This is a genomic window from Streptomyces sp. NPDC004065 (genome assembly GCF_044903565.1).
Taxonomy (GTDB): domain Bacteria; phylum Actinomycetota; class Actinomycetes; order Streptomycetales; family Streptomycetaceae; genus Streptomyces.
Map to the genome: position 1 here is coordinate 42,740 of NZ_JBJDQT010000040.1, position 16,546 is coordinate 59,285.

The 16,546-nt window shown below is 72.3% G+C and carries 15 protein-coding genes; 8 read left to right on the top strand and 7 right to left on the bottom strand.

What is annotated here, in order from left to right:
• Nucleotides 1-47: 47 nt before the first annotated feature.
• From ACI2LW_RS31005 to paaI, 5 genes are all read right to left on the bottom strand, one after another.
• Nucleotides 48-488, bottom strand: a complete 441-nt coding sequence (locus ACI2LW_RS31005; protein WP_404734570.1) for a hypothetical protein — start codon at nucleotides 486-488, stop codon at nucleotides 48-50.
• A 26-nt stretch (nucleotides 489-514) separates the two neighbouring features.
• Nucleotides 515-1,360, bottom strand: coding sequence for a hypothetical protein (locus ACI2LW_RS31010; protein WP_404734571.1), 846 nt, complete (start codon nucleotides 1,358-1,360; stop codon nucleotides 515-517).
• Nucleotides 1,361-1,407: 47 nt separating this feature from the next.
• Nucleotides 1,408-2,373, bottom strand: coding sequence for a DUF1152 domain-containing protein (locus ACI2LW_RS31015; RefSeq protein WP_404734572.1), 966 nt, complete (start codon nucleotides 2,371-2,373; stop codon nucleotides 1,408-1,410).
• 222 nt (nucleotides 2,374-2,595) lie between these two features.
• Nucleotides 2,596-4,014, bottom strand: coding sequence for a phenylacetate--CoA ligase PaaK (gene paaK / locus ACI2LW_RS31020; protein WP_404734573.1), 1,419 nt, complete (start codon nucleotides 4,012-4,014; stop codon nucleotides 2,596-2,598).
• The gene (paaI, locus tag ACI2LW_RS31025; protein WP_404734574.1) at nucleotides 4,014-4,412 is read right to left on the bottom strand and encodes a hydroxyphenylacetyl-CoA thioesterase PaaI; all 399 of its coding nucleotides are present in this window, start codon (nucleotides 4,410-4,412) and stop codon (nucleotides 4,014-4,016) included. Before paaI ends, paaK begins: the two co-directional genes overlap by 1 nt.
• A gap of 272 nt (nucleotides 4,413-4,684) precedes the next feature.
• Here paaI and paaA point away from each other — a divergent pair, with 272 nt between their 5' ends.
• The 5 genes from paaA to paaE all read left to right on the top strand — a co-directional run bounded on the left by paaA (nucleotide 4,685) and on the right by paaE (nucleotide 8,658).
• Nucleotides 4,685-5,671 (top strand): 1,2-phenylacetyl-CoA epoxidase subunit PaaA, encoded by a 987-nt coding sequence (paaA, locus tag ACI2LW_RS31030; RefSeq protein WP_404734575.1) that lies wholly within the window; start codon nucleotides 4,685-4,687, stop codon nucleotides 5,669-5,671.
• Nucleotides 5,672-5,856: 185 nt separating this feature from the next.
• On the top strand, nucleotides 5,857-6,123 hold the full coding sequence (paaB, locus tag ACI2LW_RS31035; protein ID WP_404734588.1) for a 1,2-phenylacetyl-CoA epoxidase subunit PaaB: 267 nt from the start codon (nucleotides 5,857-5,859) through the stop codon (nucleotides 6,121-6,123).
• A 9-nt stretch (nucleotides 6,124-6,132) separates the two neighbouring features.
• The gene (paaC, locus tag ACI2LW_RS31040; RefSeq protein WP_404734576.1) at nucleotides 6,133-7,002 is read left to right on the top strand and encodes a 1,2-phenylacetyl-CoA epoxidase subunit PaaC; all 870 of its coding nucleotides are present in this window, start codon (nucleotides 6,133-6,135) and stop codon (nucleotides 7,000-7,002) included.
• The gene (gene paaD / locus ACI2LW_RS31045) at nucleotides 6,996-7,523 is read left to right on the top strand and encodes a 1,2-phenylacetyl-CoA epoxidase subunit PaaD (protein WP_404734577.1); all 528 of its coding nucleotides are present in this window, start codon (nucleotides 6,996-6,998) and stop codon (nucleotides 7,521-7,523) included. Before paaC ends, paaD begins: the two co-directional genes overlap by 7 nt.
• Before the next feature lie 4 nt (nucleotides 7,524-7,527).
• Nucleotides 7,528-8,658, top strand: coding sequence for a 1,2-phenylacetyl-CoA epoxidase subunit PaaE (gene paaE / locus ACI2LW_RS31050; protein WP_404734578.1), 1,131 nt, complete (start codon nucleotides 7,528-7,530; stop codon nucleotides 8,656-8,658).
• Nucleotides 8,659-8,721: 63 nt separating this feature from the next.
• Here paaE and ACI2LW_RS31055 read toward each other — a convergent pair whose 3' ends face one another.
• The gene (locus ACI2LW_RS31055; RefSeq protein ID WP_404734579.1) at nucleotides 8,722-10,398 is read right to left on the bottom strand and encodes an RNase H family protein; all 1,677 of its coding nucleotides are present in this window, start codon (nucleotides 10,396-10,398) and stop codon (nucleotides 8,722-8,724) included.
• A gap of 246 nt (nucleotides 10,399-10,644) precedes the next feature.
• A complete protein-coding gene (locus ACI2LW_RS31060; protein ID WP_404734580.1) occupies nucleotides 10,645-11,238 on the bottom strand; it encodes a hypothetical protein in 594 nt (197 codons plus the stop codon).
• Between the two features lie 332 nt (nucleotides 11,239-11,570).
• On the opposite strand from ACI2LW_RS31060, the gene ACI2LW_RS31065 reads away from it, so the two are divergent.
• Genes ACI2LW_RS31065 through ACI2LW_RS31075 form a run of 3 tightly spaced genes read left to right on the top strand, consistent with a single transcriptional unit; the run spans nucleotide 11,571 to nucleotide 16,467 of the window.
• Nucleotides 11,571-13,775 carry an N-6 DNA methylase gene (locus ACI2LW_RS31065; protein ID WP_404734581.1) on the top strand — a complete coding sequence of 735 codons (2,205 nt, stop codon included), beginning with the start codon at nucleotides 11,571-11,573 and terminating at the stop codon, nucleotides 13,773-13,775.
• The gene (locus ACI2LW_RS31070) at nucleotides 13,772-15,763 is read left to right on the top strand and encodes an N-6 DNA methylase (RefSeq protein ID WP_404734582.1); all 1,992 of its coding nucleotides are present in this window, start codon (nucleotides 13,772-13,774) and stop codon (nucleotides 15,761-15,763) included. The genes ACI2LW_RS31065 and ACI2LW_RS31070 overlap by 4 nt, the downstream gene beginning before the upstream one ends.
• Nucleotides 15,760-16,467 (top strand): restriction endonuclease subunit S, encoded by a 708-nt coding sequence (locus ACI2LW_RS31075; RefSeq protein WP_404734583.1) that lies wholly within the window; start codon nucleotides 15,760-15,762, stop codon nucleotides 16,465-16,467. Before ACI2LW_RS31070 ends, ACI2LW_RS31075 begins: the two co-directional genes overlap by 4 nt.
• Nucleotides 16,468-16,546: the final 79 nt, after the last annotated feature.

Genomic DNA, 16,546 nt, shown 5'->3' on the forward strand with positions numbered 1-16,546 from the left:
CGGCCCAAGTCTCCGGTGGCCCGGCGGTGGCTCCGGTCCTCCTTCACTCACAGAGCCTTCAGCGCGTCGTCCAGCCAGCCGCTGGTGCGTGCGTACAGGCCGGACAGCCGGTCCCACACCGGGTCGGCGAGGACCACCCCGCGGGCGTCGTCCAGGCTGTGGTGGGCCGGGCCGAGGAGTTCCCGGGTGATGACGATGGCGGCGACCGGTGGGGTGCCGGTCGCGTGCATGCGCTCCTGCACGCTGTGCATGCCCGAGCGGTGCAGGAGTTCCCGGTACTCGCGGGTCCGGGGTTCCAGCCAGCGTGCGAGGCGGGCGTACTCGCCGTGGCGTCCCGCGGCCTCGCCGGTGCCGTCCGGCTGCCCGGCACCGTCCGCCGTCCTGGCGCGGCCGGGTGGCGCGAAGGTCGGGGCGAGGGCGGTGACGAGGCGGTCGGCTCCCTCGCACCGCGGCATCCGGCGACTGCCGCTTCCTCGTTCCTCTGCCACGGCTGGGACGGTACCGGTCGCCTCTGTCAGCGGCGCAGGGCGTTCCGCAGCTGGTCCGCGTCCATGGCGACCAGGCGGGGCACCGTCCGGTTCCACTCGCCGGCCGCGGTGTCCAGGGCGCCGGTGACGGCCCGGCGGAGGCGGCCCGCCGTCACGCGGAGGACGACGGCGACGAGGGGGCGCAGCAGCGACCGGCCGCGCACGGTGACGATGACCCGCACCTCCCAGCGGGGACCGTTCCCGGCGGCCGGACGCGGTGCGGCCCGTATCTCCCCCCGGAGCAGGAAGTGGTCCGCCCGCGCCGTCAGCGGGACGGAGGGCGAGGTGTGTCCGGTGTGCGCGGCGGACCACCAGTCGTCCAGCCGCAGTGCCGCCCGGCCTCGCAGCCGGGACAGGCCGAGCGGTACGTCCTCGGAGCGGGCCCGGCCGCTGAGCTCCAGCAGTTCCGGGCGGTCCAGGGTCTTCAGCGCCGCGTTCAGATCGACGGCGAACTCGTCCTCGGTGACGGCCAGCGCGAGCCGGACACCGCGGTGCCGGTTCCACTCCTTGACCGTGATCCGCGCCGACGCGTCCGGGTGCGCGAGCGGTGCCGGCGCGCCCGGGTCCCGTACGGCCTCCTTGCCGTCCTCCTCGTCCGGGACGGCATGGCCGGCATAACCGGCATGGACGGCCTGGACGGCGTACGCGGCGCCGGGGTTCAGATGCCGTCCGCGGACGAGCCGGACGTCCGGGACCGGCCGGCCGTCCGGTAACAGCAACCGCTGTCCGTCGGGCCGGAGTTCCTCCAGTTCGGCGCGGACCGCGGACAGGGCGCCGACGAGCCATGGCCGCGGAACGGGTTCGAGGACCACCGTGTGGCTGAAGGAGACCATGCCCCAAGGATGAGGCACCGGACCCCCGTTGCTCCATGGTCCGGCGATCAGTGCGGGTAGGTCCGGGGCGGCCGCCGGCGGGGCAGTTCGTCCTGGAAACCGGTGATGGCCGAGCTGATCTGGCGCATCAGGACCGTGTCCTCCAGCCGGTCCAGGAAGAGGTTCGCGCGGGACAGGGCGGGCAGGTCGACGCAGAAGTACAGCGTCATCAGCGGGTTGACGAACAGTTCGCTGCCGCGGGTCCGCTCGGTGAACCGTACGTCGCCGAACTCGCCCCTGACGGCGGCGGCCACGGACCCGTGCACGATGCTCGGACGGCTCGCGTGGCTGCTCTGGGCGTGGGCCACCGCGTCGAGGTAGGCGGCGCCCTCGGGGCTCTCCCGGGGCAGGGAGAACGCGCCCAGCCAGCCGCCGGCGCGGTCCAGGGCGGCCAGGTTCTCCAGTACGAGGGAGTGGTTCACGCCGTGGTGGGCGTCCACCCCGAAGCCCAGGCAGGCCACGAGGCGTTGCGGGACCTCCTCGAGGCCGGCGACCGCCGCGAGGCTCGCCATGTCCTCCTCCGGGGTGCCGAGCCCGGACTCGTCCCCGCGCATCAGGATGTCGGTGCCGCCGTCCACCAGCACCACCGCGTCCACGCCGCCCAGGTGTTCCAGCAGGGCGCGGTAGGCGGCGCGCAGCGGCCGGACGCCGGTGAGGGGGAAGGCGTACACGGTGTCGGGCAGTTCCCGCGAGTTGAGCCAGCGGGCGAGGGAGCGCTCGGGGAAGTAGTCGCCGCGCAGCGGCGTGTCCGGCCGTACGGCGGCGACGTCCTCCGCGACCCAGGAGTCGGGGCCGAGGCCGTACAGGTCGGAGAAGGAGAGGTTGGCGAGGTGGACTTCGGCGCCGGCCGACCGCAGGGCGAGGGCCAGGGGCAGCCCGGCGTAGACGTCGAAGCCTCCGCCCGCGCCGGCCACGAGGATTCGGCGCGCCTCGCGCAGTCGGGCGAAGAAGGCGGGCTCACGGAGGGAGAACACCGCCGGACTTTAACAACTCCCGCTCGGTGACCGGGCCGGAGGCCCGGCGGTGCTGCCCGGCGGTGCTGCCCGGCGGTGCTCGTACGCGACCGTCGGCCCTCCGGCCGTCACCCGCTCACCCGGTCACCCGGCCCTCCAGCCGTCACCCGCTCACCCGGCCCTCCAGCCGTCACCCGCTCACCCGGCCCTCCGGCCGTCACCCTGTCCCCCGGTCGCCCCCGCTCAGGACGTGCGCAGGTCCTTCACCCGGCGGAGTTTGCCGAGGGAGCGCTCCAGGGTTTCCGGGTCCACGATCCGGACCTCCACGCTCACCCCGACGCCGTCCTTGACCCCTCGGGCGATCGTCTGCGCGGCGGCCTCGCGCTGCTCGGGGCCGCTGCCGGGACGCGCCTCGACGAGGAGCGTTATGTGGTCCATACGGCCCTTGCGGCTCAACTGGATCTGGAAGTGCGGGGCCACGCCGGGCGTGCGGACGACGATCTCCTCGATCTGGCTGGGGAAGACGTTCACCCCGCGCAGGATGATCATGTCGTCGCTGCGGCCGGTGATCTTCTCGATGCGACGGAAGGCCGGGCGGGCCGTGCCGGGCAGCAGCCGGGTCAGGTCGCGGGTGCGGTACCGGATGATCGGCAGCGCCTCCTTGGTGAGCGAGGTGAGGACGAGTTCGCCGGTCTCGCCGTCGGGCAGCGCCTCACCCGTGATCGGGTCGACGATCTCCGGGTAGAAGTGGTCCTCCCACACGTGCAGGCCGTCCTTGGTCTCCACGCACTCCTGGGCGACGCCCGGTCCCATCACCTCGGACAGGCCGTAGATGTCGACGGCGTCGATGTCCATGCGCTCCTCGATCTCGCGGCGCATCTCCTCCGTCCACGGCTCGGCCCCGAAGATGCCGACCCGCAGCGAGGTGGAGCGGGGGTCGACGCCCTGCCGCTCGAACTCGTCGAGCAGGGTGAGCATGTAGGACGGGGTGATCATGATGATCTCGGGCCGGAAGTCCTGGATGATCTGGACCTGACGGGCCGTCATGCCTCCCGAGGCGGGGATGACGGTGCACCCGGCCCGCTCGGCGCCGTAGTGCGCCCCGAGTCCGCCGGTGAACAGGCCGTAGCCGTAGCTGATGTGCACCTTGTGGCCCGGGCGCCCGCCGGCGGCGCGGATCGAACGGGCCATCAGGTCCGACCAGTTGGACAGGTCGTTCTCCGTGTAGCCGACGACGGTGGGGCGGCCGGTGGTCCCGCTGGAGGCGTGGATGCGACGGACGTCGGACATGGGGACGGCGAACATGCCGAAAGGGTAGGTGTCCCGCAGATCGGCCTTCGTGGTGAAGGGGAAGCGGGCGAGGTCGGCCGGCGTGCGGCAGTCCTCCGGCGCGAGACCGGCCTCGTCGAGCTTCTTCCGGTACGGCTCCACGTTGTCGTAGGCGTGCCGCAGCGTCGCCCTGAGCCGGCTCAGCTGCAGGTCGAGCAGCTCCTCGCGCGACAGGTTCTCGGCGGCGTCCAGCAGGTCCCCGGGGCAGGGTTCCGCCCGGCGGGCGGCCCCGGCGGCCCCAGCAGCGGTCCTGGCAGTCCCGGTAGTCCCCGCCGCCCCGGTGGCCTCGGCAGTCCCGGCGGCCGGCGTCGTCGTCGGCTGTTCCGTGTTCATCACGACTCCTTGGATGTACCGGCGGACGTACCGCCCCTGAGCGTGCGGCTGCGGCCGCGGAACTCCGCGACGACCTCGCCGCCGCGCGTCACCGTCACGTCGTAGATGCCGCTGCGTCCGAACCGGGTCCGCTCCCGGGCGACGGCGGTCAGTACGTCGCCCTCGTGCACCGGGGCGACGAAGTCGATGTCCGCCCCGGCGGCCACGGTCACCGGGCCGTGGCTGTTGCAGGCGCACGCGAAGGCGGTGTCGGCGAAGAGGAAGAGGTAGCCGCCGTGGGCGATCCCGTGGCCGTTGACCATGGCCGCGGTCACGCTCATGCGCAGCACGGCCGTCCCCTCGCCGTGTTCCACAAGCTCGATGCCCAGCCGGCGGGACGCCGCGTCCGCGCTGAACATCGTTTCGACCGGGCCCTCCGCAGCAGGACGGGCCCGTACAGGTGTATCCGACATGAATGCCCCGACCGACCATTCGGTTGTATGCAGAGGCCAAGTAATCCAGGCCGCTTCCACCCGTGTCAAGAGGCTCGAAGAGGCTTGTCAAGAGACCTGACGGCCCTCCGGGAGGCCCCTCGGCGCCTCGCCTTTGATCGCCGCCTTGACTTCCCCAATCGGGGGGACTCGTCATATCATGCAACCGAACGAACGGTCGGTTGGGACAGGTGGTGGGAATGACTGCACGGCAGGCCGGATCGCCCGCGGTGGACGCGGCGCCGCCCGCGCTCCAGGAGCGCTTCGACGAGACGATCGCGCGCGACCAGCGGATCGAGCCGAGGGACTGGATGCCCGAGGGCTACCGCAGGACGCTGATCCGGCAGATCGCGCAGCACGCGCACTCGGAGATCATCGGCATGCAGCCGGAGGGCGACTGGATCACCCGCGCGCCGTCCCTGCGCCGCAAGGCGATCCTGTTCGCCAAGGTCCAGGACGAGGCCGGCCACGGGCTGTACCTGTACTCCGCGGCCGAGACGCTGGGCGCGGAGCGCACGGACCTCACCGAGCGGCTGATCGAGGGGCGCCAGAAGTACTCGTCGATCTTCAACTACCCGACCCTGACCTTCGCCGACGTCGGCGTGATCGGCTGGTTCGTGGACGGCGCCGCCATCTGCAACCAGGTCCCCCTGTGCCGCAGCTCCTACGGCCCGTACGCGCGCGCCATGGTCCGCATCTGCAAGGAGGAGTCCTTCCACCAGCGGCAGGGCTACGAGCTGCTGATGACCATGATGCACGGCACCGACGGCCAGCGCGAGATGGTCCAGGACGCGGTGAACCGCTGGTGGTGGCCCTCGCTGATGATGTTCGGTCCGCCCGACGACGACTCCCCCAACTCGGCGCAGTCCATGGCCTGGAAGATCAAGCGGCACAGCAACGACGAGCTGCGCCAGCGCTTCGTCGACATGACCGTGCCGCAGGCAAAGAAGCTCGGCGTCACCCTGCCCGACCCCGAGCTGCGCTGGAACGAGGAGCGCGGCCGGCACGACTTCGGCACCCCCGACTGGGCCGAGTTCAAGCGGGTGATCAGCGGCGAAGGGCCGTGCAACGCCGAACGTGTGGAGCGGCGCCGGGCCGCGCACGAGGAGGGCGCCTGGGTGCGCGAGGCCGCGGCCGCGCACGCCGCCAAGCAGGCCGCCCGGGCCGGGAAGGGAGCAGCGGCATGAGCGACGCGCACACGAACACGAACGACGCGCACACGGACACGAGCGGCACGCCGACGGAGACGACCGGCACGCACACGCACACGACCGGCACGCCGAAGGACACCAGCGGCACGCCGACGGAGACGACCGGCACGCACACGCACACGCACACGACCGGCACGCCGGCGAAGAGGGACGGCTGGCCGCTGTACGAGGTCTTCGTGCGCGGCAAGCGCGGACTCAACCACGTCCACGTCGGCTCCCTGCACGCCGCCGACGACCGGATGGCGCTCACCCACGCCCGCGACCTGTACACCCGGCGCAACGAGGGCGTGAGCATCTGGGTGGTGCGCTCGGAGCACATCACCGCCTCCACCCGCGACGAGAAGGACCCCTTCTTCGACCCCAGCGCCGACAAGGTCTACCGGCACCCCACCTTCTACGACATCCCCGACGACGTCCCCCACATCTAGGAGCGGGCCATGAGCGACGATCACGTCTTCCTGTCCCTGGCCGAGGGACACGACGACAGCGACGCCCGCTGGGCGTTCGGGACCGGCTTCGAGGACCCGCTGCACGGTGTGAGCACCGAGGTGCCGGACGGCGTCGACCGGGCGGAGCTGGCCGCGTGCTGTCTGGCGCTCGGCGACGACGCCCTCGTGACGGCCCAGCGGCTGGCCGAGTGGACCACCCGCGCGCCGGAGCTGGAGGAGGAGGTGGCCCTCGCCAACATCGGGCTGGACCTGCTGGGCCAGGCCCGGCTGCTGTACGCCCGCTGCGGCCAGGTCGACGGCACCGGCCGCGGCGAGGACGCCTACGCCTACTTCCGCGACGCGGACGACTTCCGCAACGTACACCTGGCCGAACTGCCCAACGAGGACTTCGCGTTCTCCATGGCGCGGCTGCTGGTGCTCTCGGCCTGGCGCCTGGACCACTTCGAGCGGCTGGCCGCCAGTCCCGACCCGGTGCTCGCCGCCGTCGCCGCCAAGGGCGTGAAGGAACTGACCTACCACCGGCAGTACGCGGCCGAGTGGGTGGTGCGGCTCGGCGACGGCACCGAGGAGTCCCACCGCCGGATGCGGGCCGGACTGGAGCGGGTGACGCCGTACCTGGGCGAGCTGTTCGCCGCCCACGACGCGAGGGAGAACGTGCTCGCCGTGCTGGAGCAGGTCGCCGGGGCCGCGGGCCTGCCGCTGCCCCAGGTGCCCGCGGCGGCGGCCGGCTCCGGCATCGGCTCCGGCGTCGGCGTCGGCTCCGGCTCCGGACGCGCCGGCGAGCACACCGAGCACCTCGCCCCGCTGCTGGCGGAGCTGCAGAGCGTGGCCCGCGCCCACCCGGAGGCGACATGGTGACCGCCCTCACCGACACCGACACCGACACCCGGCGGGCCCGGCGCATCGCCGAGCAGGTGCCCGACCCGGAGCTGCCCATGCTCACCCTCGCCGACCTCGGTGTGCTGCGCGAGGTGACGGTGACGGACGACGGCACGGTCGTCGCCGACCTCACGCCGACCTACTCCGGGTGCCCGGCCATGGCGGAGATGCGGGCCGAGGTGGCCGCCCGGCTGAAGGACGCCGGCTACCGGGACGTACGGGTGCGCACGGTCCTCGACCCGCCGTGGACCACCGACTGGATCACCGCCGAGGGCCGCCGCAAGCTCGCCGAGCACGGCATCGCGCCCCCGGGGCCCGCGCCGCGCCCGGCGCCCGGGCCCGTGCCGCTGGTGCTGTCCCCCACCCGGCGCGTGGTGCCGTGCCCGCGCTGCGGCGCCACGGACACGGAGGAGACCTCCCGCTTCGGCGCCACCTCCTGCAAGGCGCTGTGGCGCTGCCGGGCCTGCCGCGAACCGTTCGAGTACGTCAAGGAGATCTGATCCGATGGAGGACGTGTTGGCCCCCGCCGGAACCGCCCGCGCCGACGCCGCGCCCGCCGCGGTCCGGCGCCCGCGCCGCCGCCCGGCCTTCCACACCCTGCGGGTGGCGGCCGTGGACCGGCTGTGCGAGGACGCGGTCGCGGTGAGCTTCGACGTGCCCGACGAACTGGCCGCGGAGTTCGCCTTCGCGCCCGGCCAGTCGCTCACCCTGCGGCGCCTGGTGGACGGCCGGGACGAGCGGCGCTCGTACTCCATCTGCTCCCCCGTGGGGTCCCGGCCCCGGATCGGCGTCCGCGCGGTCCCCGGCGGCCTGTTCTCCTCCTGGCTGGTGCACGAGGTGCGGCCCGGCGACACCGTGGAGGTGATGGCCCCGACCGGCGCCTTCACCCCCGACCTGAGCACGCCCGGCCACCATGTGCTGATCGCGGCCGGCTCCGGCATCACGCCGATGCTCTCCATCGCCGAGTCGGTCCTCGCCGCCGACGACCGCTCCCGGGTCACCCTCTTCTACGGCAACCGGCGCACCGGCTCCGTGATGTTCGCCGACGAGCTGGCCGACCTGAAGGACCTGCACCCCGCCCGGTTCCAGCTCGCGCACGTGCTGTCCCGCGAACCGCGCGAGGCCGAGCTGCTGACCGGCCGCCTGGACGCCGAGCGCCTGGCCGCGCTCGTCGACGCGCTGGTCGACGTCACCGACGCCGACCACTGGTGGCTGTGCGGCCCGCACGGCATGGTCCTCGACGCCCGCCGGGTGCTGGCCGGACTGGGCGTGCCCGCGGAACGCGTCCACCAGGAGCTGTTCTTCGCCGGCGAGGAGCCCGTGACCGTACGCCACGAGGAGCCGCGCGCCGACGGACCGGTCAGCGAGGTCACCGTCGTCCTGGACGGCCGCTCCACCACCTCCGCGCTCCCGCGCGGCACCACCATCCTCGACGCCGCCTCCCGGGTCCGCCCCGACCTGCCCTTCGCCTGCAAGGGCGGCGTCTGCGGCACCTGCCGCGCCCACATCACCGAGGGCGAGGCGGACATGCGCCGCAACTACGCTCTGGAACCGGCCGAGGTGGACGCGGGCTACGTCCTCACCTGCCAGAGCTACCCCGTCTCCGAGACGCTGACGGTCGACTTCGACAGCTGAGGGGGCGCTGCCGCCGGGGCCGCGTGCGCGACGAGGGCCACGATCGTGGATCGGGCCACGGGCTCACGCGGCGGCCCGGAAGCGGCGGGTCCCGGGGTCGAGCGCGCGCAGGATGCGTGCCTCCTCCTTGCGGGCGGCCGGGGCGGAGATGCGGCCGCCGGCGCGGCGGAGGGCGAGGCGGGCGAGGGCGTCGGCGGTTTCGTTCAGGTCGTGCCCGATGTGCCCCTTCAGCCAGCGGACCTGAACCCGGTGGCGGTGGCACAGCAGGCGTTCCATCAGCCGCCGGCTCTCCGGGAACAGGAGGGTGCGGTGCGCGGCTGCCGGGTCGGCGGAGCGCAGGACCGTGCCGACCGCGTCGACCGCCTGGACGCTGTCGCAGAGGAGAACCACGGGTGCGTCCTGATGGTGCTCGAGGAGGCCGAGGGCGGCGGCGCAGATACCGATGACCTCGGCCTCACCGCTGCTCGAGGCCAGGGAGTCGCCGTATCCGGTGGTCCCGTCCTCGGCGGCCCAGCCGTAGCCGCACAGTGCGGACTCCTCCCCGACCGCGGCGTCGGCGACCGCCACGACGGCGGTGTCGGGCAGGTCGGCGAGCAGTGCGTAGCGATCGGCGTCGGCCGGATCCACGGCCGCCGGATCCACGGCCGCCGGGTGATCGCCGTCCCCGTCGTCGCCAGGGTCGTCGCCCGGATCGGCGGGAGGCGCAGCGGCGAGGAGGGCGGCGAGAGCACCGTGACAGTGCGGGCAGCCGTCGGCCCGTTCGGGGCAGTGCGCCTGGTGCGTCACGGTCAGCTCACGCACACGCCGCCACGACTCGGGTTCGGTGCCGGCGAAGCGCGCCAGGGCGGCGGCGCGGCACTGTGCGATGAGCTCCGCGGCGGGCCCCGTGGTCAGGCAGGCCCTCATCCGGTCGTGGAGGTCCGTGACCCGGAGCACGGCTTCGCGTGAGCGGGCGGCGAGGATCGCGGCGTCCTGGTAGGCGTCGTCCAGCGCGTCGAGCCGGGTGCGCCGTGCGGGAAGGGCGCAGGCGAGTACGGCGCGTTCGGTCCGGCCGATGGCGTAGCGGCCCCAGGCCAGCGCGGCACGGGCATGGCGGCTCCACCGTTCGACCACCGCGTCGTGCGGGAGGTACGGGTTCTCTTCCTCCCGGGCATCGCGCAGCAGGGCCTGGACGAACGTGTCGTCGTCGCAGTCCAGCAGTTCGCGCACGGGTGCCGGCAGTTCGTCGCTCACCGCTCCGCGGTCCCAGGCCCACCGGGCCAGTTCGCCCTCCGGCGCCTGCGGTGTGCCGTCCGGCAGCCCCCTGTCGCGGAGTTCCTGGCGCAGCGCCTCGGCGAAGGCTGCCGGGAACGCCCTGCGCGCCACCCTCAGTTCCAGCGTGTCGGCCGGCCTGGCGCGGTTCTTGAGGCGATCGGAACGCCGCTCCTTGTACGCGGACTCCGCCTGTGACCGGGCCCGGCGCACGGTGCGCGCGTGCGCGCGCAGCCGGCGCAGCCGCTCGGGGGGCTGAGCCGAGAGCTCCGCGCGCCGGACGGCTCCGCGGGCGAGGACGTCGGCGTGGGCGAGGGCGATGGTGATGGGACCGGCGAGCGAGGCGTGTTCCAGGGCGGCGGCGGTCTCCGGAGCGCACAGTCCGTTCATTCGCGCGAGGACGGCCTCCTGCAGGGCGGTGAAGTCGTCGGCGAAGCGACGGACCAGTTCGGTGTGCTCGGCGTGCTCGGTGTGCTCGGTGATCGTCACAAGGGCCTCCCGGGTCGCGAGGGATGGAGAGCGGGGCCGCACATGGCGTGTGATGGGGCCCGGCCGGGCGGGACGGGGCAGGACGGGACGGGACGGGGCGGGACGGGACGGGGCAGGACGGGACGGGGCGAGGCCGTGGGGCCGGCACCGGGGTGCGCCCGATGCCGGCCGCGGGCATGAGCCACGGCCGTGCGGAGACGACGGCGGGGCACGGCGGGCACGGCGGGGGCCCGTCCGCGGTCCGCGCTACCGCACCTGGCCGGTGAAGATGGCCGTGCGGTACCAGCCCGATCCGGAGGTGTCGGTCGGCATGATCTCGATCTGGGCGTCCCTGGCCGTCCTGGGGAACACGCAGGCCGCCTTCCAGGTCTGCGACTTGCCCGGCAGCAGGTGGGTGTCCGGCGTGCCACTGAAGCCGGCGTCCGTGTCGAAGACCTCCTCCGCGCCGTCCGGGCAGGACAGGCTGACCATGCTCAGGTCGACCGAGGACTTGGAGCCGTTCTGCAGGGTCACGGAGAAGGCCAGATAGGCCTTGCGGGAGGGGCTGGCGTACTCGCCGGAGGTGCCCCGGCGGAAACCGCTCAGGTGCGCCTTGACGCCGTTGTTCCACGTGGCGGTCTTGTCCAGGGCGACGGTGAAGGTGTCGCTGTCGGAGTCGTCCTGCGTGTCCTGCGCGTCGTCGCTGTTCTTGGTGTCCTGCGAGGCGGTGACGGCGGCGTCCGGCGGCGCGGTGTCCGTCTGCCGGCCGCCGATGCCGGAGCAGGCGGACAGGGAGCAGCAGCCCACGATTGCCGCGGCCACGGCGATGACGGTTCTGCCGGTGATGGTCGGGTGGCTCATGAGTTCGTTCCTTCTGTGGACACGAGTGGACAAGGAGGGAGGACGACGTGAGACGGGAGAGAGAGCCCGCACATCCCCCGGCATTACGCGGAAGTGGCCGGGGATCGGGATCGGGATCGGGCAGGACGCGGAACCGGGCGTGCACGGACACGGGACCACGGACACGGGACATGGCTGCGGCATGCGAAGCAGCGCTTCACGCCGGGGAGACCGCTCACCTTCGGAAGCGCCTCCATAAAAGCATGACCGTGAAAGCACTGTCCAACAGTTTTCAGGAGTTGACTCGCGCTGTAGGGTGTGACCACGCCGACCATCGGAGCCAGGACTCATTCATGCCGCAGCCACCCCCACCACTCGCTCAGGTGACAGCCGCCGAGATCTCCCGCATCGCGGGCGTCACGCGCGCCACCGTCAGCAACTGGCGTCGCCGGCACGACGACTTCCCCGCCCCCTCGGGGGGTACGGACAGCAGCCCGCTGTACGACCTGGAGGAGGTCCGCGCCTGGCTCGCCTCGCGCGGCCAGCACACGGCGGCCACGCCCAGCGGGGAGCTGCGCACCACCCTGCGCCTGCGTGAGCAGGCCGGCGCCGGCGCGTCCGACCTGCTCGTACTCGTCCTGGCGGCGGCCCGCCGCCCCGCCGAGGACCTGACCCGGCTGCTCGCGCTGCCCGACGCCGACCTGGTGAAGCAGGCCAACGACGCGGCGGCCGGGGTCGCGGACGTGGTGCCGGACACGGAACCCGTCCGGTTCACCGCCCCCGACACCGCGGTCCTGCGCGCCCTGCTGCTGTGCGTCCGCGACGAGAGCGCGCAGACGGCGCTGGGCGTACTGGCGGAGAGGGAACTGGAGGACAGCGCCGCCAGCGGCGCCTACCGCACCCCGGCCCCGCTCGCCGACCTGCTGGCCCGCCTGGTCCCGGGCTCCCCCGCCCGCGTCCTCGACCCCGCCTGCGGCAGCGGCACCCTGCTGACGGCCGCGGCGGCGCGCGGCGCGCGCGAGCTGTACGGGCAGGACAGCCTTCCCGTCCAGGCCCGGCGCACCGCGGTCGGCCTGACCCTGACGGCCGGGGAGGGCACGGACGTCACCGTGCGCACGGGCGACAGCCTGCGCGCCGACGCCTTCCCCGACCTCACCGCCGACGCCGTACTGTGCAACCCGCCCTACGGCGACCGGGACTGGGGCCACGACGAACTGGCCTACGACTCGCGCTGGGCGTACGGTTTCCCGCCGCGCGCCGAGTCCGAACTGGCCTGGGTGCAGCACGCGCTGGCCCACCTGGAACCGGGCGGCCACGCCGTACTGCTCCTCCCGCCGGCCACGGCGTCCCGCTCCTCCGGCCGCCGCATCCGCGCCGAGCTGATCCGCAGCGGCGCGCTGCGCGCGGTGGCGGCCCTGCCGCCCGGGGCGGCGATCCCGCTCCACATCGGCCTTCAGGTGTGGGTGCTGCAACGCCCGGAGCCGACGCGCCCGGCGTACCAGTCGGTGCTCTTCGTCGACACGGCGGGCGAGCCGTCGGCGCCGGGACGCGGCGGTAGCCGTTCGGGTTCGGTGGACTGGGCACGGGTGACCGAGCAGATCCTCTCCGCGTGGACGGCGTACTCCGCCGACCCGGACGGGTTCGAGGCGCGGGCCGGTGTGGCGCGGGCGGTGAGCGTGGTGGACCTGCTCGACGAGGTCGTCGACGTGACCCCGGCCCGGCACGTGCGCGCCTCGCAGGCGGACATCGACCCGCAGGACCTGGCCCGCGAGGCCGCGGCGGCCCGCGAAGGACTGGCGGCGGCGGTGCGGACGGTGACCGACCTGGTCGGCACGGCCTCGTGGGACGCGGCGGGCGCTTCGGCCCGCGAGTGGCGTACGGCCACGGTCGCGGACCTGGCCCGGGGCGGGGCGCTGAAGGTCCTGCGCGCGGTTCCGGTCTCGCCTCGGGCGATGGCCGCCGAGGCGGAGGACGCGGAGGCGGGGGCCGGCGGCGGGGAACGCCCGCCCGTTCTGACGGGCGGCGACATAGCCCGCGGGACCGGGCCGACAGGGCAGGCCCTGGATGTGCAGGCGGAGCAGATGCCGGAGATCGCCGCGGGCGACGTCCTGGTCCGCAACCTGATCAGCGGCACCGGCCCCGTGGCCCGGGTCGCGGGCGAGGCGGAGGCCGGCGCCCTGCTCGGCGCGGGCGTCCACCTGTTCCGTCCGGACCCGGCACGGCTGGACCCCTGGTTCCTCCTCGGCTTCCTCAGCTCCGAGGCCAACCTGGCCGGCGCCTCGACCGGCAGCTCGTCACTCCACCTCAGCCCGGGGCGGCTGCGCGTACCGTTGCTGCCGCTGGAGGAGCAGCGCCGGTACGGCGAGGCCTTCCGGCATGTGGAGGCGCTGCGTGAACAGGCGCGGCGCGCGCGGGACTTGGCCGAGGAGACGGCACGGCTCGTGAGCCGGGGGCTCACGGGCGGGCAACTGGTGCCGGAGCCTGCCGGGGATCATCCCCGCCCACCTCACTCACAGTCACCCGTACCGGCCCCGGAAGGGAAGCGGAAGAAGTCTTGAACAGCAGCAAGCACACGGAGTTGGCGAACCACGCGTGGTCCGTCGCCGATCTCCTGCGGGGGGACTACAAGCAGTCCGACTACGGCAAGGTCATCCTGCCGTTCACGGTGCTGCGGCGACTGGAGTGCGTGCTGGAACCCACGCGCGAGAAGGTCACGGAGACCCTGGCGAAGTTCGAGGGCCAGGACATCGTCGCGGACAAGTTCCTCCGCAAGGCTTCCGGCCACGCCTTCTACAACACGTCCACGCTCACCCTGAAGAAGATCGCCGCGGACCCGCAGAACGCGGCGAAGAACCTCGCGGTGTACGTGGGCGCGTTCTCCGACAACGCCCGCGGCGTGCTGGACCGCTTCGAGTTCGCCCAGCAGATCAAGCGGCTGGACGGCGCCGGGCTGCTCTACCAGGTCATCGGCAAGTTCACCGACCTGGACCTGCGTCCCGAGGTCGTGCCCAACCACAACATGGGTTACATCTTCGAGGAGTTGATCCGCCGCTTCTCCGAGCAGTCCAACGAGACGGCCGGTGAGCACTTCACGCCGCGTGAGGTCATCCAGCTCATGGTGCGGCTGCTCGTCGCCCCCGACGGCGACGCGCTCCAGCTCCCCGGCGCGGTACGTACGGTCCTCGACCCGGCCTGCGGCACGGGCGGCATGCTCTCCGCGATGGACGATCTGATCACGGAGCTGAACCCGGATGCCACGGTGGAGGTGTACGGCCAGGAGCTCAACCCCGAGTCCTGGGCGATCTGCCGGTCCGACCTCATGATCAAGGGCCAGGACCCGGAGAACATCGCCTTCGGCAACTCCTTCTCCGACGACGGCCACGCCCGCAAGACCTTCGACTACATGCTGGCCAACCCGCCGTTCGGCGTGGAGTGGAAGAAGGTCAAGGACGAGGTCGAGGCCGAGCACAAGCAGCTCGGCGAGGCCGGCCGTTTCGGGGCGGGGCTGCCGCGCATCAACGACGGCTCGCTGCTGTTCCTCCAGCACATGATCTCGAAGATGAAGCCGGTGGATGTGGACGGTGGGGGCGGCTCGCGCCTGGCGATCGTCTTCAACGGCTCACCCCTCTTCACGGGCGCGGCCGGCTCGGGCGAGTCGGAGATCCGCCGCTGGATCCTGGAGAACGACTGGCTGGAGGGCATCGTCGCCCTGCCGGACCAGCTCTTCTACAACACCGGCATCTCCACGTACTTCTGGATCCTGACGAACAGGAAGAGCCCGGACCACAAGGGCAAGGTCGTGCTGCTGGACGCCCGCGACCAGTGGCAGAAGATGCGGAAGTCGCTGGGCGACAAGCGCAAGGAGCTGGGCAAGGACCACATCGCCACGGTGGTCAAGCTGTACGGCGAGGCCCTGGCCGTGGCGGGGGACGCGGAGCACCCTCTCCACGGCAAGGTGAAGGTCTTCTGGAACGAGGACTTCGGCTACCAGCGGATCACGGTGGAACGCCCGCTGAAGCTGCGGTTCGAGATCACGGAGGAGACGCTGGCGGCGCTGGAGGCATCCAAGGTGATCCAGAAGCTGCCGCAGGCTGCCGTCCTGGCGGAAGCCTTCAAGTCCCTGATGGGCACGAGCTGGGGTACCAGGCAGGAGGCCTGGCTCGCATTGAAGGACGCGGTGGTCCAGGCCGGCGGGACGTGGCCCACGGGGGCGCCGTTCAACAAGGCGCTGCGGGACGTCATCGGGGTACGGGACCCAGAAGGCGAGGTCCAACTCGTCAAGGGCCAGCCCGAGCCGGACGCGGAGCTGCGGGACTACGAGAACGTGCCGCTCGGCGAGGACGTCGAGGAGTACCTGGCGCGGGAGGTCCACCCGCACGTACCGGACGCGTGGATCGACCACAGCAAGACGAAGGTCGGGTACGAGATTCCGTTCACTCGGCACTTCTACGTGTACGAGCCGCCGCGGCCGCTGGCGGAGATCGACGCCGAGCTAAAGGCCCTTGAGACCGAAATCCAGGCTCTACTCGGAGAAGTGGCCCAGTGAGCACCTCATCCTACGAGCCGAGCTCTCTCAGGTTCCCCGACACCTACGAGCTGGTGCGCCTCGGCTACGTGGCCCGCTTGCAGAACGGGCTAACCGTCGACGCAAAAAGAGATGTCACAGGGGACGTCGTCACACGCCCCTACTTGCGCGTCGCCAACGTCCAAGCAGGGAGCCTGAACCTCGAATCCGTCTCAGAGATCACCGTGCCCCGAAGCATGGCCCAACGCAGCACGCTGCGCCCTGGTGACGTCCTGATGACCGAAGGCGGGGACTTGGACAAGCTAGGCCGTGGAACGGTCTGGCGGGGCGAAATCGAGGGGTGCCTGCACCAGAATCACATCTTCGCAATTCGCCCCGATCCAAACAGGCTCAGCGGTCGGTTTCTTGCCTATTTGACCCAGTCCTTGTATGGACGGCACTACTTCGAGAGCACAGGAACAAGAACCACAAACCTGGCATCCACCAATAGCAACAAGATTCAGAGTTTTCCTCTGCCGCTCCCACCTCTGGACGTGCAGCGCCGCATCGCCGACTTCCTCGACGCCGAGACCGCCCGCATGGACAGGATTCGTGACCTACGCGCCCGGCAGCAGGCCCTGATGAAGGAAGCTGCCTTCCGCCGCGTCTACGACGCCGTACGCGGCACGCATGTACCGGGGATACGCAAGAAGAGCGGGCTGGATTGGCTAAGGGCTGTCCCGTAAATGATCTTTGACGTGTGTGTTGGCCTGCTGGTTTCTGCGTCACCCGGCAAGGACGAGGTTGTGCAGGCGGGCGATGCCG